The following is a 22,417-nucleotide window of genomic DNA, read 5'->3' as shown; positions in this document are numbered from 1 at the left end:
CTCGGGTCACGTTGACCGCGACCGGTTGTCGACCCTAACCTGAACACTGTTCACCTGACCACCGTTCAGGTGGCGGGCCGAGGACCAGCACCCGCGCGATCGGCCTCATACTGAGTCCGATGTCGACCCGCCAGGAGAGCCCCATGACCACGTCGTTCGACCAGCTCGCCACCTCGATCCTCGAGGGCAAGCCCGCCACGGAGGACGACGCCCTCGCGGTGCTGCGCGCCCATGACGACGAGCTGGTCCACCTGGTCGCTGCCGCCGGCCGCCTGCGCCGTGAGCACTTCGGCAACACCGTCAAGGTCAACTACCTGGTGAACCTGAAGTCCGGCCTGTGCGCCGAGAACTGCAACTACTGCTCGCAGGCGCTGGGCTCGACGGCCGACATCTTGAAGTACAAGTGGCTCGACACCGACGAGGCGCTCCAGCAGGCCGCCGCCGGCCTCCGCGGTGGCGCCACCCGCGTCTGCATGGTCTCCAGCGGCCGCGGCCCCACCAACAAGGACGTCGAGCGCGTCGCTGACATGGTCGGCGCCATCAAGGCCGAGAACCCGCAGGTCGAGATCTGCGCCTGCCTGGGCCTGCTCAAGGACGGCCAGGCCGAGCGGCTGCGCGACGCCGGCGTCGACGCCTACAACCACAACATCAACACCGCCGAGTCGCACCACGACACGATCGTGCAGACCCACACCTACGCCGACCGCGTCGACACCGTCTCCAAGGCCAAGAGCGCCGGACTCTCGCCGTGCAGCGGCCTGATCGCTGGCCTGGGTGAGACCGACGAGCAGCTCGTCGAGGCGTTGTTCGCGCTCCGCGAGATGGGTTCGGAGTCGATCCCGGTCAACTTCCTGATGCCCTTCGACGGCACCCCCTACGAGAACACGTGGGAGCTGTCCCCGACCCGCTGCCTGAAGATCCTCGCGATGGCGCGCTTCGTGTGCCCTGACAAGGAGATCCGCATCGCCGGCGGTCGCGAGATGCACCTGCGCTCGCTGCAGGCCCTCGCCCTCAACGTCGCCAACTCGATCTTCCTCGGCGACTACCTCACCTCCGAGGGCCAGGCCGCCGAGGCCGACCTCGAGATGATCCGCGACGGCGGCTTCGTCGTGCTCGGCGCCGACGAGGACCCGCGCCCCGTCGACGTCGAGGGCTCGCGCGACCCGGCCAAGCGCCGCCGCGGCGCCGGCACCACCGAGCGCCCCAACGCCTGATCCCCCGAGCCTGAGATCCCTGCGCATGCTGGCCACGCCCGACGACCTGCTCGCCTTCGACCGCGAGCACCTGTGGCACCCCTACACCTCGATGACCTCGCCCACGCCGGTGCGACTGGTGACGGGCGCCTCGGGCGTGCGGCTGACTCTGGGTGACGGCAGTGTCCTGGTTGACGCGATGTCGTCGTGGTGGGCCGCCATCCACGGCTACAACCACCCGGTGCTCAACGCCGCGCTGACCGCGCAGGCACAGGACTTCTCGCACGTGATGTTCGGCGGGCTCACGCACGAGCCGGCGATCCGGCTGGCCGAGAAGCTCGTCTCGCTCGCCCCTCGTGGGCTGGAGAAGGTGTTCCTCGCCGACTCCGGCTCGGTGTCGGTCGAGGTCGCGCTCAAGATGACGCTGCAGCACCAGCGTGGTCAGGGGCGCGCGGAGCGCACCCGGATGCTGACGGTCCGGGGCGGCTACCACGGCGACACGTTCGGCTGCATGGGCGTGTGCGACCCCGTGGGCGGGATGCACTCGATGTTCGCCTCCATGCTGCCCGAGCACGTGTTCGCGCCGCGGCCGCCTGCTGCCGCGGCCGCGGCCGCGGCCGTCGAGGAATGGGCCGCCGCCTTCACCGCGCTGGCCCGCGAGCACGCCGCGACCCTGGCCGGGATCATCGTCGAGCCGCTGCTGCAGGGCGCCGGTGGCATGCACGCCTATCCCGCGGCCTGCCTGCAGGTGATGCGCGACGTCGCAGACGAGCTCGACCTGGTCCTGGTCTTCGACGAGATCGCCACCGGCTTCGGGCGCACCGGCACCCTGTGGGCAGCCGACGCGGCCGGGGTCTCCCCCGACATCATGTGCGTCGGCAAGGCGCTCACCGGCGGCTACCTCAGCCTCGCAGCCGTCCTCACGACCGCCGAGATCGGCCGCGGCATCTCCGCCTCCGAGTCGGGAGTGCTGATGCACGGCCCGACCTACATGGGCAACCCGCTCGCGTGCGCCGTGGCACTGGCCAGCCTGGAGCTCCTCACCTCAGGTGACTGGGCCGCTCGCGTCCCGGCCCTCGAGGCAGGGCTGGCCGTCGGCCTGGCCGGGGCACGCGACCTGCCGGGAGTGCACGACGTACGCACGTTGGGAGCGGTGGGCGTCGTCCAGCTCGACCACCCGGTCGACACCGTGAAGGCCGCTGACGCGGCGGCGGAGCTCGGGGTGTGGCTGCGCCCCTTCCGCGACCTGATCTACACGATGCCGCCCTACATCACCGACGACGACGACCTGGCGCGGATCTGTGCCGCCGTGACCCGAGCGGCGGAGGTCGCGTGAGCGCCTGGTCCGCGTGGCTCGCTGCCCAGGCAGGAGCGCGCGAGGAGGCCGGGCTCCGGCGGGTGCTGCGGCCCCGACCCGCCTCCGACGAGACGATCGACCTGGCCGGCAACGACTACCTCGGGTTGTCGCGCGACCCCGTCGTCACCGCCGCCGCAGCCGACGCCGCGCTGATGTGGGGCGCCGGGTCCGGAGCCTCTCGGCTCGTGACCGGGACGCTGCGGCTGCACGAGCACCTCGAGCAGGAGCTCGCGTCCTACACCGGGCAGCCGGCGGCGCTGGTGATGTCGACCGGCTACCACGCCAACCTCGCGCTGGTCACCGCCCTGGCCGACCGCGACACCCTCGTCGTCTCCGACGCCCACATCCACGCCTCGCTCGTCGACGCCGTGCGGCTCTCGCGGGCCGAGGTCGTCGTCGTGCCCCACAGCGACGTCGCCGCGGTGCGCCGGGCGCTGGTGGCCTCGGACAAGCGGGCGCTGGTCCTGACCGAGTCGATCTACTCCGTCCTCGGCGACGAGGCCCCGCTGGTCGAGCTGGCGGCGGTCTGCGCGGAGCACGACGCGATGTTGGTCGTCGACGAGGCCCACGGCCTCGGCGTCCACGGCCCCGGCCTGGTGCACGGGCGCGGGCTCGCCGGCCTCGAGCACGTCGTCGTCACGATGACGCTGTCGAAGTCGCTCGGCAGCCAGGGGGGCGCCGTGCTCGGGCCTCCTGCGCTGGTCGAGCACCTGGTCAACAAGGCCCGCCCGTTCATCTTCGACACCGCCCTCGCACCCGCCCCGACCGCCGGGGCGCTGGCCGCGCTCGGCGTGCTGCGGGCGCGGCCCGAGCTGGTCGACGTCGTACGACGCCGCGTGGTCGACCTCGCGGCGGCCCTCGGCGTCGAGCCTCCGGCCGGTGCCGTGCTGTCGGTGTCGATGCCCTCGCCCCAGGTGGCCGTGGCGGCCCAGGCCGCTGCGCTCGAGCACGGCCTCAGGATCGGCTGCTTCCGACCGCCCTCGGTGCCCGACGGCATCTCACGGCTGCGGATCACCGTCAACGCCGGCGTCTCCGACGACGACTGGGGGCGCGCGACCCAGGTGCTCGTGGCCGTCGTCAAGGAGCACGCGTGAGGGTCGTCATCGTGACCGGCACGTCGACCGACGTCGGCAAGACGATCGTGACCGCGGCGCTGGCTTCTCGCGCTGCTCGTGCCGGGTCGGTGGTGGTCGTGAAGCCGGTGCAGACCGGCATCGGCGACGGCTCGGCGGGCGACGTCGACGTCGTGACCTCCCTGACCGGCTGCCCCGTCGAGGAGTGGGTGCGGCTCGACGAGCCGCTCGCGCCCGACACCGCCGCTCGCCGTCAGGGCGTCGTGATCCCGGTGGTGGCCGAGCACGCCGCCCGGGTCGTGGCACTGGCGCGCTCCGGCGACCACGACACGCTGCTCGTCGAGGGCGCCGGCGGTCTCCTCGTCCGTCTCGACGCCGACGGGGGCACGCTGCTCGACCTGGCCCGTCTCGTGACTGATGGCCTCCCGGACGGCGCCGTCGAGGTCGTCGTCGTCACCTCCGCCGGCCTCGGCACCCTCAACCACACCGAGCTCACCGTCGACACCCTCCGCGCCCGCGGCCTCGAGCCCGCCGGGCTGGTCATCGGCTCCTGGCCCGTGGACCCAGGCCTGGCGGAGACCTGCAACCTCCACGACCTGCCCCGCGTTACCGGCCTTCCGCTGCTCGGGGTCGTCCCTGCCGGCGCCGGCTCGCTGTCGCGGGCGGCGTTCGCGGCGCAGGCCGATCGCTGCATGACTACCCGGATGTCCGGAGACTCGCGCGCCTGAGCGTCACCACCACCGGTCGGGCAGCTGAGCACCGGCCGGGACGTCCTCGTCGATCAGCTCGCACAGCACGGTCGTGACGTCGCACGACATCAACGCCATGCCCTCGGACTGGGACAGCGGGCCCGCAAGGACGACCTGCGTCGGTGAGATCCAGCCGCGAGGAGTGAGGAAGTCGACCAGCACGGGGAGCTGGGGGAACTCGCTGACCGAGTCGTCACGCTGGTCCTCGACGACCGCGCTGGTCCCGATGGACCGGACCCGGTGAATGCCGTCCGGCGACCACAGCGACGAGGCGGACTCGGGGTCCTCGAGCCGCTCGACCGGCGTGAAACGCCCGTCGTCGGCGACGCCGCCGAGACGCCCGCCGGCGACGATGCCGCCGGGCCAGGCGTCGTCGTAGGGACCCGGTAGGCCCGTCACGAGCACCGGGTCGGAGCCGGGCCGCCACAGCGTGAGGTCCTCGAGCGCGTTGGTCGTCCACGTCACACGGCCCAGCAGGTCGATGCCGTTGAGCGACAGCTGGCCCTGGAAGTCGGGGGCGACCGGCACCTCCACGCGGTCCACCTCCTCGTCCGCCACCAGGTCCCACAGCACGACCCGCTGCGTCGTGCGGTCAACGTCGTTGACCCACGCCGCGTGCGTCCCGTCGCCTGCGAGGATGACGCCGACCGGCGTGGTGGCGCCGGTGGGCAGCTCGACCAGTCGGTCCCCCTCCACCACGGCCCACGGTCCCCCCCACTGACGGCCCACCAGCGTGGTGCCTCCCGCGAAGGCGACCTGCCACTCGGGGTCCACCGGGATCCGCTGCTCCCCCACCCGCAACGTGCCCCCCACGAGGTAGGGCAGGGCGCCCGGAGAGGTGACCGCATCGGACGGGGGGTCCGTCGCAGGACCCGGCCCCGGACCGGTGCGAGCATCCGGCTGGGCCAGCACGGCGACGCTGCCGATCACGACGGCGGCCGCGACGACTGCGCCGGCCGAGGCCCACGCCGTACGACGGCGGCGATGCTCGCGGCGCCCCAGCCGCGCGAGGCCGGAGACCTCGACGTGGGGAGCCGTGAGCGAGTCGGCGCGGGAGCCGAGCTCGGCCGTGAGGCGGTCCTCGATGCTCATGACGTCTCTCCCATCCGGGTGCGCAGGGTGGCCAGGGCGGCCGAGGCGGTGGACTTGACCGTGCCGCGGGCACAGCCCAGGGTCGCGGCGATCTCCACCTCGCTCAACGACTCGTAGTAGCGCAGCACCACCACGGCGCGCTGCCGCGGTGGCAGGGCAGCGACGTGGGGCCAGATGCTGAGCCGATCGGTAGGGTCGACGTCGTCGGCGCCCCGGTCGGGCAGCGAGGTGACCAGCCGTTCGCGGGTGAAGCGGGCAGGGCGGCGCCCGGAGACGAAGGAGTTCACCAGCACCTGGCGGGCGTAGGCCTCCGGGGAGCGGGCCGCGGCGACCTTGCGCCAGCCGACGTAGACCTTGACCAGGGCGCTCTGCAGCAGGTCCTCGGCGTCGGCCTGCTGCCCGGTGAGCAGGTAGGCGGTGCGGTAGAGCGCGGGCGAGCGCGCCACCACGAACTCCTCGTAGGTGGCCTCGGCGGCGCCGCGTCGTGCCTCGTCGTGCACGGCGGCGGCTCCTGCCTGTCGTCGACCCATGCCCTCGAGACGCTGCCCGGGTCGGGTGAGGTTCAGTCCTCGGTCGCACCGAGCGTGTCACGCCGCGTGGAGACACCTCCTAGGCTGGGAGCATGACCGCCACCCTTGAAGCGCCCCTCGAGCCGGCCAGTGCCGACGAGGTCTACGTGCACCGGCTGGAGCCGCGTCGGCGTGGACCCGTGCGGCGGGTGCTGCTGGGGGCGCTCGACCTGTGGTGCGCGACCCAGGGCGGCCTGCTCGAGCTCACCCGCGCCGGGGACATCGTCGTACGACGCCGCTCGGACGGGGTGGAGGAGCTGCGGGTCCCGCTCGTCCCCGGCGAGGACGCGGCGCTGGCGCTCGACCAGATCAGGGAACAGCTGGAGTCCCAGGCGCCCGACGAGTTCCGCGCGCGGTGGGGCATCGCCTGAGGCTCACCACACGTCGCCGTCGCGCCAGTCGCAGGTGATGGGGGCGTCCAGGTCCAGGCCCAGGTCCGGGCCGGGCGCGAGCACGAGGATCGCGCCGTCCTCGTCGGGCGTGGCCTCGGTGCCGTGGGGTGTCATCACCGAGCTGGGCCCGCGCCAGGGCTGCCAGCCGCGACCACGGTAGAACGCCTCAGCCACCTCGGACGACGACAGCGCGAGCAGGTCGTAGGCAGGCGCGAGCCCCTCGAGCGCGGTCATCACCATCGATGCGTGTCCCGCCCTGCGATGGGTGGGCGCCGTGGCGACAGCCTCGACGTAGCCGCACCGCAGCGACCTCCCCGCCACGAGCAGCCGACGCATGACCAGCGAGCCCTGCGCCAGCACGTCGTCGCCGGCCGCGCCACCGACGACCAGGGCGTGCATCCCGCCGAGGGCGTGCGACCAGTCGTGGTCGGTGAAGTCGTCGAACGCGCCTTCCATCAGGGCCCGCACGGCCGCCAGCTCGTCGGCGGCCAGCTCGGCGGTGTGGGCCATAACGAGGCGACTCACCACTGGGTCACCACTGGGTCACCACTGGGGAGGCCTCCGGGCGTGCCACGGCACAGCCGCCTCGACCTGCGCCGACAGCGAGAGCAACAGCTCCTCCTCGGCCGGCCGAGCGGCCAGCATCACCCCGACCGGCAGACCCTCGGGGGTCCAGTGCAGCGGGAGCGAGACCGCCGGCATGCCGGTCACGTTCCACGCGGACGTCCAGGGCGTGAAGGCCTTCTGGGCCGCGAAGTCGGCGGCCGGATCATCGTCGTCGCGCAGGGCGCCGACCGGCAGCGGGGGTGCGGCGAGGGTCGGTGTGAGCACCGCATCGAAGGGCGCCAGCGCACCCAGGGCCTGCGCCGCGAAGCGGCGCATCGCCGCGATCGCCAACCCGAAGTCCGGGCCACTGACGGCTCGCCCCCGCTCGGAGAGCCACCGGGTGAGCGGCCGGAGCAGGTGCTCACGCTCGGGTGGGACGACGGACAGCGCGGTCAGCACCGCCCAGCAGGTCTCGAACACGGGGACCGCCTCGGGCGGCAGCGGGACGGGCACGTCGACCACCTCGTGGCCCAGCGCCTCCAGCACTCGCGAAGCGGCGTCCCAGGCGATGACGCACTCGGGGTCGACCATGACGTCGGCGATGACGGGCTCGACGAACCGGGCGATCCGCAGCCGACCGGGCTCGCGGTCGCAGGCGTCGAGGAAGCTCCCCCGCGGGGCAGGCGCCCACGTTGGGTCACCCGCACGGCGACCAGCGAGGACGTCGAGCAGCGCGGCCGCGTCACGCACCGTGCGGGCGATCGAGCCCGAGGTGGAGAGGCCGACCGGGTCGCCGTACGTCGGGAAGCCGGAGATGCGACCGCGCGTCGGCTTGAGGCCCACGAGTCCGCAGCAGGAGGCGGGGATCCGGATCGACCCACCGCCGTCCGAGCCCTGGGCGACGGGGACCAGCCCGGCGGCGACGGCCGCGGCAGCTCCGCCCGAGGAGCCCCCAGCCATGCGTGTGCGGTCCCACGGCGTCACGGCCGGAGGGAATCCTTCCGGCTCGGTGTAGCAGGGCGAGCCCAGCTCCGGGGTGCTGGTCTTGCCGATGCTCACCATCCCCGCTGCCTCGATCGAGAGCGTCACCCCGTCGGACACCTCGGGCACGAAGTCGGCGAAGGCCGGTGAGCCGAAGGACGTCCGCACGCCCGCGGTGAGGTTGAGGTCCTTGATGGCGGTGGGTACGCCGTGCAGCGGGCTCGCACCGTCGGACAGGGTCCGAGCGCGCTCACGCGCCAGGTCGGGAGTGAGCGTGACGAACGCGCCGACGTCGTCGAGGCGTGCAGCGCGCTCGAGGTAGTGCTCGGTCAGCTCGAGGGACGAGATCTCCCCGGAGCGGACCAACGCACCCTGCTCCAGGGCAGTCAGGTCGTGCAGCTCGGCCATGGGTCGACCGTAGCGACCAGGACCACTCTGCGTCGTTCCACCCCGCCGGCCCCCACCTCACGCTTGACTGGACACGTGTCCCACGAGCTCTCCCGCGACCGCGGTCAGCATGGCCGGCTCCTGCCGGGGCTCCACGTGCTGCGCCACTACGACCGGGCCTGGCTGGGCGGCGACGTGCTCGGCGGGATCACCGTGGCGGCCTACCTGGTCCCCCAGGTCATGGCCTACGCCGCGGTGGCCGGGCTCCCCCCGGTCGCAGGGTTGTGGGCCGCGCTGGCGCCGCTGCTGGTCTATGCACTCCTCGGCTCGTCCCGACGGCTCTCGGTCGGACCGGAGTCCACGACCGCCTTGATGAGTGCGGCCAGCATCGGCGCCATCGCCGCGGCCGACCCCGCCGCCTACGCGGGGGCCGCGGCGGCGTTGGCGGTGCTGGTCGGCATCGTGTGCCTGCTGGGCAGGCTCGTGCGGCTGGGCTTCGTCGCGGACCTGCTGAGCAGGCCGGTGCTGGTCGGCTACCTCGCCGGGGTCGCCGTCCTGATGATCGTGGGTCAGCTCGGCCGTCTCACCGGGATCGACGTCGAGGGCGACGACCCGGTGAGCGAGGTGATGTTCGTCCTCGGCCACCTCGGCGACGTCGCCGTGCCCACCGCGACGATGGCGCTGGTGGTCGCGGCCAGCCTCCTGGTCGCGCAGCGGCTGCGGCCCCACTGGCCGCACCCCCTGATCGCGATGCTGCTGGCAGCGGGGGTCACCGCCCTCTTCTCGCTCGAGACGCACGGCATCTCGACCGTGGGCGCCATCCCGGCCGGGCTCCCCGTGCCGGGCATCCCCTCGGTCGACCTCGACGTGGTGCTCCAGCTGGCCCTGCCGGCCTTCGGCATCGCCGTCGTGGGCTACACCGACAACGTGCTGACCGCACGCGCCTTCGCGGCACGTCACCAGGAGCACGTCGATGCCGACCAGGAGCTGCTCGCCCTCGGAGCAGCCAACATCGCCGCAGGTCTGACCCAGGGCTTCCCGGTCAGCAGCAGTGGCAGCCGCACCGTGATCGGCGACTCGCTGGGAGTCAAGACCCAGCTGCACTCCCTGGTCGCCCTGGTCGCCGTCCTGGTGGCGATGTTCTTGCTGCGCCCCGTGCTGGAGGCCTTCCCCGACGCGGCGCTGGCCGGGGTCGTGACCTACGCCGCGATCCGGCTGGTCGACGTGGCCGAGATCCGCCGGACCGGCCGGTTCCGCCGCAGCGAGCTGGTGCTGGTGCTGGCCACCGTGGCCGGCGTGCTCCTGCTCGGGATCCTGCCGGGGATCGGTCTCGCCGTGGGGCTCTCGATCCTCGACCTGCTCCGGCGCGTGGCCCGTGGCCACGACGGCATCCTCGGCTTCGTGCCGGGTCTCGCGGGCATGCACGACGTGGACGACCACCCCGGCGCCACCACCGTGTCCGGTCTCGTGGTCTACCGCTACGACTCCCCGCTCTTCTTCGCCAACGCCGAGGACTTCCGCCACCGGGCACTGGCCGCCGTCGAGGAGTCGGCGGGCACCGGCCACCCGGTCGAGTGGCTGCTCGTCAACATGGAGAGCAACGTCGAGGTCGACCTCACCGCGCTCGACAGCCTCGAGGACGTGCGCGCCGAGCTGGCCGGACGCGGGGTCGTGCTCGCCCTGGCCCGCGTCAAGCAGGACCTCCGGGTGGACCTCGACCGGGTGGGGCTCACGGAGCGCATCGGCGCCGGACGCTTCTACCCCACGCTGCCTGTCGCCGTGGCGGCGTACTCGCAGGAGTACGCCGCCCGCCACGGCTCACCGCCCGTGGGTGCTCCGCCGACCTGACCGGCCCTCAGGCAGCAGTCGGCTGGAAGGCCACGAGCGACGCGACGACGGCTGGAGGCGCTGGAGCACCTCGACGTCCTCGAGCACGTCGACCTCGAGGGCCGACTGGGAGTGGACGGCGCCGTCGACGACGATCGCGCCGGCGATGCCCGCGGAGCGAGCGGCGTCCGCGTGCGCCCACTTGCCGCCGTACGGCGTGGGGGTGGCGCCGACGACACCGAACGGCTTGCCCACGAGGGCGCCGACACCGTAGGGGCGCGAGAGCCAGTCGATGGCGTTGTTGAGCACGGCCGGCATGGTGCCGTTGTACTCCGGGGTGACGGCGAGGACGGCGTCGGCGTTGCCGACGAGCTCACGCAGGGTCGCAGCGGCGGTGGGGACGGCCTCACCGTCGAGGTCCTCGTTGTAGAACGGCAGGGACCCGAGGCCTTCGGCGATCTCGACGACGACGCCCTCGGGCGCCTGGTCGCGCAGCGCCTCGGCGATGCGGCGGTTCAGGGAGTCGGAGCGAAGGCTGCCGACGAGGGCGACGATGCGGGTGGGAGTAGTCATGCGAGGCTAAACGGACCGCAGTCCGCTTTCTATTCCCGACTGTCGGAATTTTCCTGGCGCCCTAGGCTTCCGCCATGAGCGAGCCCCGGTCGCTGCCCCTGCTGGGCGGCCCTCCGCCCGAGCGGAGCGACGCCGCCCGCAACCGGGAGGCACTGCTGCGCGCCGCCACCGACCTGGTGGACCACTGCGGCGTCGAGGCCGTCACGATGGACGCGGTCGCTGCCAAGGCCGGCGTCGGCAAGGGCACGGTCTACCGGCGCTTCGAGAGCCGCGAGGGCTTGATGGCCGCGCTGCTCAACCACTCTGAGACCGCCTGGCAGGCCGCCGTGCTCTCAGGGCCGCCGCCGCTCGGGCCGGGCGCACCACCGATGGAGCGGCTGCTCGCCTTCGGCCATTCCCGCATCGAGACCAACCTCAAGCACGCCGACCTGATCACCGCTGCCGGCCACTCCGGCGCCCGGGCCTACGCCGCCATGTCCTTCGCGGCCATGCACGTGCGCTACCTGCTGACCCGGCTCGGGGTGCGCGGCGACGTCCCGATCCTCGCCACCTCGCTGCTCGCGCCGCTCGAGATCGCGATCCTCCATCAGCAGACGCACATCGAGCAGATCCCGGTCGACCGGATCCAGCGAGGCTGGGCCGAGCTCGTACGACGCGTGGTCGCGGCCGAGCCCTCAGCCGTGATGGCGCCGTAGCCCGTAGGTCAGCCCGTCCACGAGTGCACCCCACGACGCCTCGATGACGTTGTGGCCCACACCGACGGTGACCCACGAGGACGCACCGTCAGTGGTCTCGATGAGGACGCGGGTGATCGCGTCGGTGCCGTGCCCCTGGTCGAGGATGCGCACCTTGTAGTCGATCAGCTCGAACTTCGCGACCGCCGGGAAGGCCTGCACGATCGCGGAGCGCAGCGCGGAGTCCAGCGCGTTGACCGGACCGTTGCCCTCACCGGTGACCACGTAGCGCACGTCGGCGGCCTTGAGCTTGACGGTCGCCTCGGAGACGGCCTCCTCGCCGACCTGGGCGTGGGTGAGGGTCTCGGTGATGACCCGCCAGGACTCGACCTCGAAGTAGGACGGGCGGGCACCCTCCACCTCCTCCACGAGGAGCAGCTCGAAGGAGGCGTCGGCCGCCTCGAAGGTGTAGCCGCGCTGCTCCATCTCCTTGACGCGACCGGTCACCCGCGCGACCAGGTCCTTGTCGCCGGAGAGGTCGAAGCCGAGCTCCTTGCCCTTGAGCTCGATCGAGGCGCGACCGGCCATGTCGGAGATCAGCAGGCGCATGTCGTTGCCGACAACGACCGGATCCAGGTGCTGGTAGAGGTTGGGGTCGACCTTGATCGCGCTCGCGTGCAGCCCGGCCTTGTGCGCGAAGGCCGACGTGCCGACGTAGGGCTGGCGCGAGGCCGGTGGGAAGTTGGTGACCTCGGCGACGGCGTGGGCGATGCGCGTCGACTCGGCGAGCAGACCGGCCGGGAGGACCTGGCGGTCGAGCTTGAGCTGCAGGTTGGCCACGACCGTGACGAGGTCGGCATTGCCGGTGCGCTCGCCGTATCCGTTGATGCAGCCCTGGACGTGGGTCGCCCCTGCGTCGACGGCGGCCAGCGTGTTGGCCACCGCGCAGCCGGTGTCGTTGTGGCAGTGGATGCCGACGCGCACGCCGGTCGAGGTGATGACGTCGTGGACCACGTCGGAGACCCACGGCGGCAGCATCCCGCCGTTGGTGTCGCAGAGCGCGATCACCTCGGCGCCGGCGCCGTACGCCGTGCGCAGGACCTCGAGCGCGTAGTCGCGGTTGGCGCGGTAGCCGTCGAAGAAGTGCTCGGCGTCGAGGAAGACCTGCTGGCCCTCGGCCTTGAGGTGGCTGACGGTGTCGCGGATCATCTCGAGGTTCTCCTCGAGGGTGGTGCGCAGCGCCAGCTCGACGTGGCGGTCGTGGGACTTCGCGACCAGGGTCACGACGCCCGCGCCGCTGTCCCGGAGGGCGGCGACCTGGGGGTCGTCGGCAGCGCGCACACCGGCCTTGCGGGTCGCCCCGAACGCCGCGAGCTTGGCGTGACGCAGGTCCAGCTCCTGGCTCGCCCGCCGGAAGAACTCGGTGTCCTTGGGGTTGGCCCCCGGCCAGCCGCCCTCGATGTAGCCCACACCCAACCCGTCGAGCTGTCGCGCGATCGACAGCTTGTCGGCGACGGAGAGGTTGAGCCCCTCCTGCTGCGCGCCGTCGCGCAGGGTCGTGTCGTAGACGTGGAAGTCGCCGTGCAGGTCCATCGGTGATCTCTCGTTCTGGGGACATCGGGGGGACATCGGGGCACAAAAAAACCTCTCGGAGTGCGAGAGGTGGCGCATCGGGCGGGGCTCGATGCGCTAGCGAATGATGATGCTGTGGTGCTGCATGGGCCCATCGTGCCACGGCGACCGGCAGGTGGACAGGGATCTCGCGATCCGGGCGGTGTGGGGCCCCGCGTCGGCGTACGGTCGTCGCGTGACGCTCCGGGGACGAACCCGCTGCGCGGCGTACGCCGTGGCGCTGGCGCTGGCGCTCGCCTGCGGCGTGGCACCGCTCGCCGCCGCAGCGCGCGCAGACCCGGGCGGCCGCGACGTCGACGTCTTCACGGGCACGGGCGGATCGGTGCCCTGGCACAGCGGCAACACGACGCCGGCCGCCGCGCGCCCCTTCGGCCTGCTCCACCTCGGCCCCGACACGACCACCTCACGCGAGGGGCGTCCGTCGGCGACCGCCTCGGGCTACGGCTGGCAGGACGACCGGGTGCGCGGCTTCTCGGCCACCCACCTGTCCGGGGCCGGCTGCCCTGCGATGGGCGACGTCCCGTTCCTGCCGGTCGTGGGGCGGCTGCCCGTCGACCCGGCCGCCACGACGGCCGGGCTCGACCACGACGACGAGGACGCCGGGCCGGGGTGGTACCGCACGCGACTCGCCTCTGGCGTCGACGTCGCCCTCGCCGCCGGCGAGCGCACGGGCCTCGCCGTGCTCACCTTCCCCCGAGGACGGACGGCGCGACTGCTGGTCAAGGGCGGCGACAGCCTGGCCGGCTCCCGCAGAACCCAGGTGAGCTTCCCGAGCCGTCGGGAGATCGCCGTGTCAACCACGAGCGGCGGCTTCTGCGGGTCTCCGGGGCACTACCGCGTGCACGTGGTGCTGCGGCTGGCCCGGCCGATGCTCGCCCACGGCACCTGGGGCGGCGCACGACCCGGAGGCTGGGTGACGCTGGACCGCGACGGTGGGACCAGCAGGGTGCAGGTCGCGGTCTCGTTCGTCGACGTCGCCGGCGCACGGCGCAACCTTGAGGTCGAGCGTCCCGGCTGGTCATACCCCGACCTGCGGACGACCGCCGCGGCCGCCTGGGCCCGCGAGCTGGGACGCGTGCAGGTCACGGGCGGCACTGCGCAGGACCGAGCACTTCTCGACACCGCGCTCTACCACGCACTCCTGCACCCGACGCTGGTCAGCGATGCCGACGGCCGCTATCCCGGGTTCGACGGCACGACGCGGCGGCTGGCGCCCGGGGAGCGCCACTACAGCGCGATCGCCGGCTGGGACGCCTACCGCACCCAGGTGCCGCTGCTCGCGTGGTTGCGGCCCGACGTCGCCTCGGCGGTCGTCCGCTCGCTGGCGCGCATGGCCACCCAGGGCGGCTGGCTGCCGCGCTGGCCCCTCGTGGCGTCCTACACGGGAGTGATGAACGGCGACTCTGCCGCCCCGCTCATCGCTGCCGCGCACGCTTTCGGAGGCCGTGACTTCGCGCTCGACCCGCTCGTCACCCGACTGGTGCGCCAGGGCGAGCAGACCGACGGGGCCCCCGGCCAGGGCTGGTTTCGGCCGCGGCCGGGGCTGGCGGACTACCTGCGCCTGGGCTACGTGCCCAACACCGTGCCGGAGCGGGGCTGGCCACAGCCGCACGGGGCATCGACGACGCTCGAGTACGCCGTGGACGACTTCGCCGTGTCCCGGCTGGCGCTGGCGGCTGGTCGCGACGACGTGGCGGAGCGCTTCGCCGCACGCAGCCGGTCGTGGCGCACACTCCTCGACCCGGACCGCCGCCTGCTGCTGCCCCGCGACGCCGCGGGTGCCTTCCCGGCGCCGGACATCGACACGGGCGGCTGCTGCAACGGCTTCCAGGAGGGCAACGCGACGCAGTACACCTTCGGCGCGGTGCCCCAGGACGTGGCCGGGCTGCTCTCCTCGCTGGGTCCGCGCGACACGGTGGTCGACCGGCTCGACGAGGTCCACACGTTCCTGAACGCCGGCGCGGGAAGCCCCCATGCCTGGCTCGGCAACCAGCCGTCGTTCCTCACGCCCTGGGCCTACCTCTGGCTCGGCGAGCCGGCCCGCACGGCCGACGTGGTCGCCCGCGCCCGGCGAGACCTCTGGTCCCTCGGCCCGGGCGGGCTGCCCGGCAACGACGACCTCGGGTCGCTGTCGGCGTGGTTCGTCTGGGCCTCGCTCGGTCTCTATCCCCTCACGCCCGGCACGCCCGCCGTAGGCATCACGCCGCCGGCCTTCGAGACCGTGACCGTGCGGCCGTCATCCGGATCTGTCACGGTCATCGAGAGGGTCGGCACCGGGCGCCACGTCGCAGGGCTGTCGGTCGACGGGGTGCCTACGTCGGCGTCGTGGCTCTCGCTCGGCCCCGGCTCCCGGCCCGGTGTCGTCCGGATCCTCACCACGGACGAGCCCGCCCAGGCCTGGGGCACGGCACTGGCCGACGCGCCGCCGTCGTGGGACGGCCCGGCTCAGAGGTAGGGCGTCAGCGCGGCGAGTGAGTCGGTCGGCTTCCGGACGGCGATGCCGTCGCCGATCGCGCGGAGCACCCAGTGATCACCCGAGCGCACCAGCGAGGCCATGACCAGCCCGGTCTCGTCGACGCCCGCGGTGATCCGGAAACGAGCGATCTCGACCTCGTCGGTGTCCAGCAGTCGCACGTAGGCACGGTCGACCCAGGTCAGGCTGTGACCCTGATAGCTGCTGACCAGGAAGACGATCGTGTCGACCTTGGCGTAGACCTTCGCCAGGTCGACGGTCATGGTCTCGTCGTCACCGTCGCCACTGCCGGTCTTGTTGTCCCCCAGGTGCGTCGTCGAGCCGTCGCGGGTCTGGAGGTTGTTGTAGAACGCCAGGTCGAAGAGCTGCTCGCCCATGAACTGGACCGCCGAGGCGTCCAGGTCGATGTCGGGCGCCCCGGTGCCCATCGCACCGGCCGACGGCACCTTGTCCCACCCCAGGCCCAGCCGCAGCAGGGTGCGCGGCCGCCCGTCCTCGGTCGTCAGGGCCAGCTCCTGGCCCTCGCTCAGCTCGATCACGTCGGTCCTCCCGCTCAGTGGTGCTCCCGACGGTACAGAGGCGCTCAGCGCCCGGTGATGCCCGAGGTCGGCGGGGTGAAGCCGGCGAAGGGACGCTGGTCGTCGGGCGCCCAGCTGACGCCACTGCCGGACACCCTCAGCGCCAGCAGCGCACCGAGCGCGACGACGGCCACGACGGCGACGAGCCACGGACCGATGTTGCGCGAGATCGGCACGACGACCCGCGAGACCGGGCCGCGCACGCGGGTGCCCCCGGGCCCCCACCACAGCGAGACCGCGAAGACCAGGCCGCTGACGAACAACGTGGTCGAGACGCTGGCAGCCACCGCGTAGCAGACCAGGGCCCCCGCGACACCGAGCCCGGCGCTCCACAGCAGCAGTATCAGGGTGCCGGGGATGGAGCGGACGAGGTCCCACGGGGCGCCGAGCAGGAACTGGGCGCCGTCGTACCACTTGCGACCGCGGCGCAGGCGCCGGCCGCCGGCCGCGCTCGCAGCCAGCGAACCGCTGCGCAGCAGCCACACCGCCACGAAGATCACCGAGCACGCCACCCACGGCGCGGCGGTCAGAGCAGCACCGAGGGTCGCCGCGGCGCCGAGCAGGAGCGTCCCGCGACGCAGCCGCTCGACCAGCGGGGTCGGCGGCGGGGCCGCGACCCGCTCGTCCCAGTCCTGCTCCCACTGCTGGCCCGGGGCCGGGAATGGGCCGGAAGCTGGGCCGGGGTTCAGGACCGGCGCGGGTGGCGCCACGACCGGCCGCGGCGGCTCGGCGCGCGCCACCTCGGTGTAGGGACGGGTCGGCGGGTCCTCGGGCAGCCGCTGGGTGGGCGGCTCGGTGAACCGGTCGGTCGCAGCCTCGGCAGCCTGCGCACCGGCCAGGGCGAGCGGGATCGTGAAGATGTCCTCGGGGCCGGTTGGCACCGGCGGCACGACGGGGTGCGGCTGGGTGGTCTGAGGGCGCAGCCAGGCCAGGATCGACTCGAGGTCGGGGCGCTGGGACGGCTGGGGGTCCAGCGCCGCCTCGACGAGCTGGCGCAGGTCGTAGGGCAGGCCGGAGAGGTCGTGCTCGCCACGGCGTACGCGATCCATGACCGCCATGCTCGGACCGCGACCGAAGGGCGGGTTGCCGGTGCCGGCGTAGGCGACGGTGGCCGCCCAGGAGTGGATGTCGGAGGCTGCGGTGGCGTCGTCGCCGCAGAGGATCTCGGGCGCGAGGTAGCCAGGCGTCCCGAGCAGCCACCCGGTGTGGGTGAGCTTGGGGTCGTCGGCGACCCGGGCCAGGCCGAAGTCGATGAGGATCGGGGTTCGGCCCTCCATCAGCACGTTGGAGGGCTTGACGTCGCGGTGCAGGACGCCGACCTCGTGGACCGATGCCAGGCCCTCGGCCAGGCATCCGGCGAACCAGGTCAGGTTGCGTCCCTCGATGGCGCCCTCCTCGATGACATGGTCGTGGAGCGAGAGACCGGGCACGTAGCGGGTCGCGACGTAGGGCACCTCCGCCCACGGGTCGGCGTCGACGATCTCGGCGACCCAGCGCGAGCGGATCCGCTGCAGCGAGCTGATCTCGCGCGCGAACCGGGCGCGACCCTCGTCGTCACCGACGATGTGGGGCCGGAGCACCTTGAGCGCCACCCGCTGGCCGCCCTCGCGGCGGGCCAGGTGGACGACCCCCATGCCGCCCTCCCCGATCTTGGAGAGCAGCGTGTAGTCACCCACCCGTCGCACGACAGGGGACACCGGCAGCTCGGGCACACCCGAAATCTACCTGCGCCGGGCGCCGCCGTCCGTCTCCCGGTCCCGCGTGCCTCGCACGGTTGGCCGGGAGACGAGCGCCCGCGTCCCGCAGGAGCCTCAGCCCGCCGCCTCGACGGCCGGGACGAGCGACTCCACGAAGGTCTCGAGGCCCCAGGTCAGGGACAGTGCGGTCGGAGGTGAGACCGAGGAGATGTAGGACTCCCCGACGACCGAGGCGACGGTTCCGTCCTGGACCTGCTGCATGGCCTGCAGCGCGGGGTCGGCCGCGATGTCGTCGCGTACGGTCTGGTCGGCGACGTAGGAGAGCAGGACGTCGGAGGTCAGCTTGTCGACCTCCTCGGTGGACAGCGTGTAGTAGAACGTCGACTCCCCCGTGTCGAGCTCGTCGACGGAGTCGGCGACGGTGAAGCCGAGGTCCTCGAGGAACTGCACGCGCGGGTCGGCGGGGGTGTAGACGTAGAACGCGTTCGGGTCGATCGCGACGGCCGCGATGGTCCTGCCCTCGAACTCCGGGTGCGCCGCGGCGGCCGCAGCCACCTCGGCGTCGACGTCCTCGAGCAGCTGCGCGGCCTCGTCGGCCTTGCCCAGCGCGTCGCCGACGGTCGTGATGACCTCGCGCCACGGCGTCGACCAGGGCTCGTCGGGGTAGGCGACGGTGTCGGCGATCTGCGAGAGCTTCTCGTAGTCGGCCTCGGTGATCCCCGAGTAGTTGGCGAGGATCAGGTCGGGCTCGGCCGCGATGATCTCCTCCAGCGGCGGCTCGGCCGCCTCGGTCAGCAGCGTGGGCTCCTCGGCACCGGAGGCGTCGATCGCCTCCTGCTGCCAGGGCATGTAGCCCTCCTCGTCGGCGCCGTAGGAGTTCTTCGGGATCGCGACCGGCACGACGCCGAGCGCGATCGCGGCGTCGCTGCTCCCCCAGCCCCACGTCACGACCCGCAGCGGCTCCTCGTCGATCTCGGTGCTGCCGAAGGCATGCTCGATCGTGACCGCCTCGAAGGCCTCGGAGGCGGTCTCGCCGCCGCCGGCGCTCCCGTCGGGCTCGGCCTCGGGGTCGGCGCCGCAGGCGGCGAGCGGCACGGCGAGCAGGGCTGCGCCGAGGGCCAGGGCCAGGCGGGCGCGCCGGGGGGTTGACCTATCAACAGTGCTTGATCTTGTGGGTGGCATGTCCCGGCCGGTCCGTCGAGTGACGCAAGGAGCATGCTCAGGGGCGTTCCTGACATGCTCTCCGTGTCACTCGACGACGCCGGAGCCTCAGCAGATGCGGTGCATCCAGCCGAACGTGTCCTCGGCCCGGCCGAACTGCACGTCGACCAACGCCTGACGCACCTGCATCGTGAGCACGGTGGAGGCAGGGGCCGGAACCTCGCCGCCGTCCCACTTCAGCGAGCCGACGGGCGTGATGACCGCGGCCGTGCCGCAGGCGAAGATCTCGGTGATGCGGCCACTGGTCACGCCGTCGCGCCACTCGTCGATGGAGATCCTGCGCTCGACGACGTGGTGGCCGAGCTTGCCGGCCAGCTCGATGACGCTCGCGCGGGTGATGCCCTCGAGGATGGTGCCGGTCTGGGGGGTGACGATGGTGCCGTCGTCGAACACGAAGTACATGTTCATCCCGCCGAGCTCCTCGACGTAGGTCCCTTCCTGGCCGTCCAGGAAGACGACCTGGTCACAGCCCTGGGAGGTCGCCTGCTGCTGGGCGACCAGCGAGCTGGCGTAGTTGCCACCGGTCTTGGCTGCGCCCATGCCGCCGCGACCGGCGCGGGTGTAGTTCTCGGTGAGCCACAGGGAGACCGGCTTGATGCCGCCCTTGAAGTAGGACCCGGCGGGGCTGGCGATCACCAGGAAGGTGACGTGCTGCGAGGGACGCACGCCGAGGAACTTCTCGGTCGCGATCATGAAGGGGCGCAGGTAGAGGCTCTTCTCGCCCGTCGCGTCCGGCACCCAGCGCCGGTCGACCTCGACGAGCGCGTCGACGGCCTGGACGAAGTCGTCGACGGGCAGCTCGGGCAGCGCGAGGCGTTGGCTGGAGCGCACCATGCGCGCGGCGTTCTCCTCGGGGCGGAAGGACCACACCGAGCCGTCGGCGTGCTCGTAGGCCTTCATGCCCTCGAAAATCTCCTGCGCGTAGTGCAGGACGGCGGTCGCCGGGTCGAGGCTCAGCGGGCCGTAGGGCTCGATGCGCGCGTTGGCCCAGCCGGTCTCCGGCGTCCATTCGACCAGGAACATGTGGTCGGTGAAGTGGAGGCCGAATCCAGGGTTGGCGAGGATCTCCGCCAGCCGCTCGTCGCTGGTCAGGTCGCTGGAGAGGGTCGTGCTGATCTGCATGGGAGGCAACGTTAGTCGACCTTTCCGGAAATGGCGGACGCCGAGCACGCAGTGCGTGCCCGGCGTCCGACGAAGGGTGGGGCAGGCGTCAGCCGCCTACGCGGGCCGCGATCGCGTCGCCTACCTCGGCCGTACGACGAGTGGTCGCGACGTCGCGCTCGGCGAGGTCGGCGATGACCGCGGCCTCGACGACCGCGGCAGCCTCGGTGTGGCCGAGGTGGTCGAGCAACAGGCTGACCGACAGGATCGCTGCGGTCGGGTCCGCCTTCTGCTGGCCTGCAATGTCGGGAGCCGAGCCGTGCACGGGCTCGAACATGCTCGGCGTGGTGCGGTCGGGGTTGACGTTGCCCGAGGCCGCCAGGCCGATGCCACCGGTGATGGCGGCTGCGAGGTCGGTGATGATGTCACCGAAGAGGTTGTCGGTGACGATCACGTCGAAGCGTGACGGGTCGGTCGTCATGAAGATCATCGCCGCGTCGACGTGCATGTAGTCCACCGTGACCTCGGGGAACTCGCGGGCGACCTCCTGGGTCAGGCGCCACCACACGGCCCCTGCATTGACGAGCACGTTGGTCTTGTGGACCAGCGTCAGCTTCTGGCGCGGTCGGCGCTGCGCCCGGGAGAACGCGTCCCGCACGACCCGCTCGACACCGAAGGCGGTGTTGACCGAGACCTCGGTGGCGATCTCGTGCGGGGTGCCGACGCGCAGGGCGCCGCCGTTGCCCGTGTAGGGACCCTCGGTGCCCTCTCGGACGACCACGAAGTCGACGTCCCCCGGGTTGGCCAAGGGAGAGACGACACCGGGGAAGATGCGGGACGGTCGCAGGTTGACGTAGTGGTCGAGCTCGAAGCGCAGGCGCAGCAGCAGCCCGCGCTCGAGGATGCCCGGCGGCAGGTTGGGGTCGTTGGGCTTGCCACCGACCGCCCCCAGCAGGATCGCGTCGTGCTCGCGGATCTCGGCGAGCACGGAGTCGGGCAGCACCTCGCCGGTCGCGAGGTAACGCTCGGCACCGAGGTCGTAGCGGGTCGTCTCGAACTTCACGTCGGCCGGGGCCGCCACCTCGAGGACCTTCAGGGCCTCGGCAGTGACCTCCTGGCCGATCCCGTCGCCAGGGATGACGGCGAGCTTGAGGGTGCCCCCCGATGGGGACGCGTGGGAGTCAGAGGTGGTCATGGAGGGAGACGTTAGTTGTCGTCCGGGCGCTGGCCGCCGTTGTCTCGCAGGTCAAGCGACGCCTGGACGGCCTCGTGGCTGCGCGGGTTCTCGGGGTTGTGCTGGGCCGGGCCCCACTCGGGGTACATGTCGTACATGGCGGATCTCCTGTGGATCTCGTGCTCGGCAGAGGTGAGAGAGAGGGTCGTCGTCGCCCCGCCGCAGGTGGGTGCGGGCTCACGGATCGCGTGAGAGGAGCTGACCGAAGCAGGATGCGGATCGCGCGGTGGCTGATCGGGATCCTGCGGCGGAGCGAGAGACTGGGCAAGAGACCGCACGACGCACACCGCGACGAGGTGGCCTCTTGTAAGCAGTGGTGACTGCTAGGCCTCGCCGCGGCGTTCGATAATTACGAAAACGCTCCGCATGATGGCGTCAGTCTAGGAGCAGCCGTCATCCCCCGGCCATGGCCTTTCACGATGTGTCCACATGCCGAGATACGCGTCCCATGATGAAAGACTCGCTCCATGAGCGCCCGGCCTGACCTCCCCGACGTGGTGCACCGCGCCTTCGCCGTCTCCCGCAAGGCCGGATATGTCTCCTTCTGCCGCAACGAGACCGGCCGTCTGCTGGCCACCCTGGCCGCTACCCGCGAGGGCACGATGGCGGAGTTCGGCACCGGGTGCGGGGTCGGCACCGCCTGGCTGCGCTCCGGCGTCCGTGGTGACGCGAAGATCATCAGCGCCGAGCTCAACGCCAAGCTGGCCACCGCGGCCGCCGAGATCTTCGTCGACGACCCCCAGGTCGAGGTGCTCGCGGCCGACTGGTCCACGCTCCTCGACAAGGGCCCGTTCTCGTTGCTGTTCCTCGACTCGGGTCAGCCGGGCGAGGTCGGCGTCGACGCCGTCGCCGACCTGGTCGAGCCGGGAGGCATCGTCGTTCTCGACGACTTCACCCCGTGCGAGGTGTGGCCCCCCATCTCCGCCGGTCGCGTCGACACTCTGCGCGAGCAGTGGCTCACCGACGAGCGCTTCACGACCGTCGAGGTCATGGTCGCCTCCGACGCCTCCACCCTCATCGCCACGCGGCGTTAAGACCGACCAGCGTCCCGGGAGTACGAGCGAAGCG

The 22,417-nt window shown here is 72.3% G+C and carries 21 protein-coding genes; 9 read left to right on the top strand and 12 right to left on the bottom strand.

Annotated elements, in window-relative coordinates:
• Nucleotides 1–143: 143 nt before the first annotated feature.
• From bioB to bioD, 4 genes are read left to right on the top strand one after another with little or no spacing between them, the layout of a single operon-like run.
• Nucleotides 144–1,214 carry a biotin synthase BioB gene (gene bioB / locus BM204_RS03095; RefSeq protein WP_091110324.1) on the top strand — a complete coding sequence of 357 codons (1,071 nt, stop codon included), beginning with the start codon at nucleotides 144–146 and terminating at the stop codon, nucleotides 1,212–1,214.
• 25 nt (nucleotides 1,215–1,239) lie between these two features.
• Complete coding sequence (locus BM204_RS03090; RefSeq protein ID WP_091110322.1) at nucleotides 1,240–2,529, top strand: adenosylmethionine--8-amino-7-oxononanoate transaminase; 1,290 nt, start codon at nucleotides 1,240–1,242, stop codon at nucleotides 2,527–2,529.
• A complete protein-coding gene (locus BM204_RS03085; RefSeq protein WP_091110320.1) occupies nucleotides 2,526–3,644 on the top strand; it encodes an 8-amino-7-oxononanoate synthase in 1,119 nt (372 codons plus the stop codon). Before BM204_RS03090 ends, BM204_RS03085 begins: the two co-directional genes overlap by 4 nt.
• Entirely contained in the window at nucleotides 3,641–4,351 is a 711-nt protein-coding gene (gene bioD, locus BM204_RS03080; protein WP_091110318.1) for a dethiobiotin synthase, read from the top strand. Before BM204_RS03085 ends, bioD begins: the two co-directional genes overlap by 4 nt.
• Nucleotides 4,352–4,354: 3 nt before the next feature.
• Here the strand turns inward: bioD and BM204_RS03075 are convergent, their stop codons facing one another.
• A complete protein-coding gene (locus BM204_RS03075; RefSeq protein ID WP_091110316.1) occupies nucleotides 4,355–5,464 on the bottom strand; it encodes a hypothetical protein in 1,110 nt (369 codons plus the stop codon).
• Entirely contained in the window at nucleotides 5,461–5,994 is a 534-nt protein-coding gene (locus BM204_RS03070) for a SigE family RNA polymerase sigma factor (RefSeq protein WP_091110315.1), read from the bottom strand. The genes BM204_RS03075 and BM204_RS03070 overlap by 4 nt, the downstream gene beginning before the upstream one ends.
• Nucleotides 5,995–6,086: 92 nt before the next feature.
• Between BM204_RS03070 and BM204_RS03065 the strand changes: the two genes are divergently transcribed.
• Nucleotides 6,087–6,404 (top strand): hypothetical protein, encoded by a 318-nt coding sequence (locus tag BM204_RS03065; RefSeq protein ID WP_091110313.1) that lies wholly within the window; start codon nucleotides 6,087–6,089, stop codon nucleotides 6,402–6,404.
• A 3-nt stretch (nucleotides 6,405–6,407) separates the two neighbouring features.
• Here BM204_RS03065 and BM204_RS03060 read toward each other — a convergent pair whose 3' ends face one another.
• Together BM204_RS03060 and BM204_RS03055 are read right to left on the bottom strand one after the other, a co-directional pair.
• On the bottom strand, nucleotides 6,408–6,950 hold the full coding sequence (locus BM204_RS03060; RefSeq protein ID WP_246165826.1) for a GNAT family N-acetyltransferase: 543 nt from the start codon (nucleotides 6,948–6,950) through the stop codon (nucleotides 6,408–6,410).
• A gap of 18 nt (nucleotides 6,951–6,968) precedes the next feature.
• Nucleotides 6,969–8,360: an amidase gene (locus tag BM204_RS03055; protein WP_091110309.1), complete on the bottom strand. Its 1,392-nt coding sequence runs from the start codon at nucleotides 8,358–8,360 to the stop codon at nucleotides 6,969–6,971.
• A gap of 75 nt (nucleotides 8,361–8,435) precedes the next feature.
• On the opposite strand from BM204_RS03055, the gene BM204_RS03050 reads away from it, so the two are divergent.
• Nucleotides 8,436–10,187, top strand: a complete 1,752-nt coding sequence (locus BM204_RS03050) for a SulP family inorganic anion transporter (RefSeq protein ID WP_091110307.1) — start codon at nucleotides 8,436–8,438, stop codon at nucleotides 10,185–10,187.
• Here BM204_RS03050 and BM204_RS03045 read toward each other — a convergent pair.
• Nucleotides 10,158–10,739 (bottom strand): NADPH-dependent FMN reductase, encoded by a 582-nt coding sequence (locus BM204_RS03045; protein WP_091110306.1) that lies wholly within the window; start codon nucleotides 10,737–10,739, stop codon nucleotides 10,158–10,160. The genes BM204_RS03050 and BM204_RS03045 overlap by 30 nt on opposite strands.
• A 74-nt stretch (nucleotides 10,740–10,813) precedes the next feature.
• Between BM204_RS03045 and BM204_RS03040 the strand changes: the two genes are divergently transcribed.
• Complete coding sequence (locus BM204_RS03040) at nucleotides 10,814–11,434, top strand: TetR/AcrR family transcriptional regulator (RefSeq protein ID WP_091110304.1); 621 nt, start codon at nucleotides 10,814–10,816, stop codon at nucleotides 11,432–11,434.
• Here the strand turns inward: BM204_RS03040 and cimA are convergent.
• Nucleotides 11,414–13,006, bottom strand: a complete 1,593-nt coding sequence (gene cimA / locus BM204_RS03035; RefSeq protein ID WP_091110303.1) for a citramalate synthase — start codon at nucleotides 13,004–13,006, stop codon at nucleotides 11,414–11,416. The two genes, BM204_RS03040 and cimA, sit on opposite strands and share 21 nt — an antisense overlap.
• Nucleotides 13,007–13,220: 214 nt before the next feature.
• Here cimA and BM204_RS03030 point away from each other — a divergent pair, with 214 nt between their 5' ends.
• Nucleotides 13,221–15,500: a GH92 family glycosyl hydrolase gene (locus BM204_RS03030; protein WP_170259063.1), complete on the top strand. Its 2,280-nt coding sequence runs from the start codon at nucleotides 13,221–13,223 to the stop codon at nucleotides 15,498–15,500.
• Here BM204_RS03030 and BM204_RS22505 read toward each other — a convergent pair.
• The 6 genes from BM204_RS22505 to BM204_RS23120 form a co-directional block, all read right to left on the bottom strand.
• A complete protein-coding gene (locus BM204_RS22505) occupies nucleotides 15,491–16,057 on the bottom strand; it encodes a TerD family protein (RefSeq protein WP_170259062.1) in 567 nt (188 codons plus the stop codon). The two genes, BM204_RS03030 and BM204_RS22505, sit on opposite strands and share 10 nt — an antisense overlap.
• 44 nt (nucleotides 16,058–16,101) lie before the next feature.
• Nucleotides 16,102–17,808 (bottom strand): serine/threonine protein kinase, encoded by a 1,707-nt coding sequence (locus BM204_RS03020; protein ID WP_091110300.1) that lies wholly within the window; start codon nucleotides 17,806–17,808, stop codon nucleotides 16,102–16,104.
• 99 nt (nucleotides 17,809–17,907) lie between these two features.
• Nucleotides 17,908–18,975 (bottom strand): iron-siderophore ABC transporter substrate-binding protein, encoded by a 1,068-nt coding sequence (locus BM204_RS03015; protein WP_174812974.1) that lies wholly within the window; start codon nucleotides 18,973–18,975, stop codon nucleotides 17,908–17,910.
• 87 nt (nucleotides 18,976–19,062) lie between these two features.
• On the bottom strand, nucleotides 19,063–20,136 hold the full coding sequence (locus BM204_RS03010; RefSeq protein WP_091110298.1) for a branched-chain amino acid aminotransferase: 1,074 nt from the start codon (nucleotides 20,134–20,136) through the stop codon (nucleotides 19,063–19,065).
• Nucleotides 20,137–20,224: 88 nt separating this feature from the next.
• The gene (locus BM204_RS03005; protein ID WP_091110297.1) at nucleotides 20,225–21,310 is read right to left on the bottom strand and encodes a 3-isopropylmalate dehydrogenase; all 1,086 of its coding nucleotides are present in this window, start codon (nucleotides 21,308–21,310) and stop codon (nucleotides 20,225–20,227) included.
• An 11-nt stretch (nucleotides 21,311–21,321) separates the two neighbouring features.
• Nucleotides 21,322–21,447, bottom strand: coding sequence for a hypothetical protein (locus BM204_RS23120; RefSeq protein WP_256215521.1), 126 nt, complete (start codon nucleotides 21,445–21,447; stop codon nucleotides 21,322–21,324).
• Between the two features lie 369 nt (nucleotides 21,448–21,816).
• Here BM204_RS23120 and BM204_RS03000 point away from each other — a divergent pair, with 369 nt between their 5' ends.
• Complete coding sequence (locus BM204_RS03000; protein ID WP_091110295.1) at nucleotides 21,817–22,383, top strand: O-methyltransferase; 567 nt, start codon at nucleotides 21,817–21,819, stop codon at nucleotides 22,381–22,383.
• Nucleotides 22,384–22,417: the final 34 nt, after the last annotated feature.

Origin of the sequence: Nocardioides psychrotolerans, assembly GCF_900113685.1 — a bacterium.
Lineage (GTDB): Bacteria > Actinomycetota > Actinomycetes > Propionibacteriales > Nocardioidaceae > Nocardioides > Nocardioides psychrotolerans.
Note: the sequence above shows the minus strand (reverse complement) of the source record. Positions and strands in the feature narration are given on the sequence as shown.

Bases quoted from the DNA above. Each gene is read 5' to 3' on its own strand.
- bioB (WP_091110324.1), top strand. From the start codon at position 144: ATGACCACGTCGTTCGACCAGCTCGCCACCTCGATCCTCGAGGGCAAG.
- BM204_RS03090 (WP_091110322.1), top strand. From the start codon at position 1,240: ATGCTGGCCACGCCCGACGACCTGCTCGCCTTCGACCGCGAGCACCTG.
- BM204_RS03075 (WP_091110316.1), bottom strand. From the start codon at position 5,464: ATGAGCATCGAGGACCGCCTCACGGCCGAGCTCGGCTCCCGCGCCGAC.
- BM204_RS03070 (WP_091110315.1), bottom strand. From the start codon at position 5,994: ATGGGTCGACGACAGGCAGGAGCCGCCGCCGTGCACGACGAGGCACGA.
- BM204_RS03065 (WP_091110313.1), top strand. From the start codon at position 6,087: ATGACCGCCACCCTTGAAGCGCCCCTCGAGCCGGCCAGTGCCGACGAG.
- BM204_RS03055 (WP_091110309.1), bottom strand. From the start codon at position 8,360: ATGGCCGAGCTGCACGACCTGACTGCCCTGGAGCAGGGTGCGTTGGTC.
- BM204_RS03045 (WP_091110306.1), bottom strand. From the start codon at position 10,739: ATGACTACTCCCACCCGCATCGTCGCCCTCGTCGGCAGCCTTCGCTCC.
- BM204_RS03040 (WP_091110304.1), top strand. From the start codon at position 10,814: ATGAGCGAGCCCCGGTCGCTGCCCCTGCTGGGCGGCCCTCCGCCCGAG.
- cimA (WP_091110303.1), bottom strand. From the start codon at position 13,006: ATGGACCTGCACGGCGACTTCCACGTCTACGACACGACCCTGCGCGAC.
- BM204_RS03015 (WP_174812974.1), bottom strand. From the start codon at position 18,975: ATGCCACCCACAAGATCAAGCACTGTTGATAGGTCAACCCCCCGGCGC.
- BM204_RS03010 (WP_091110298.1), bottom strand. From the start codon at position 20,136: ATGCAGATCAGCACGACCCTCTCCAGCGACCTGACCAGCGACGAGCGG.
- BM204_RS03005 (WP_091110297.1), bottom strand. From the start codon at position 21,310: ATGACCACCTCTGACTCCCACGCGTCCCCATCGGGGGGCACCCTCAAG.
- BM204_RS23120 (WP_256215521.1), bottom strand. From the start codon at position 21,447: ATGTACGACATGTACCCCGAGTGGGGCCCGGCCCAGCACAACCCCGAG.
- BM204_RS03000 (WP_091110295.1), top strand. From the start codon at position 21,817: ATGAGCGCCCGGCCTGACCTCCCCGACGTGGTGCACCGCGCCTTCGCC.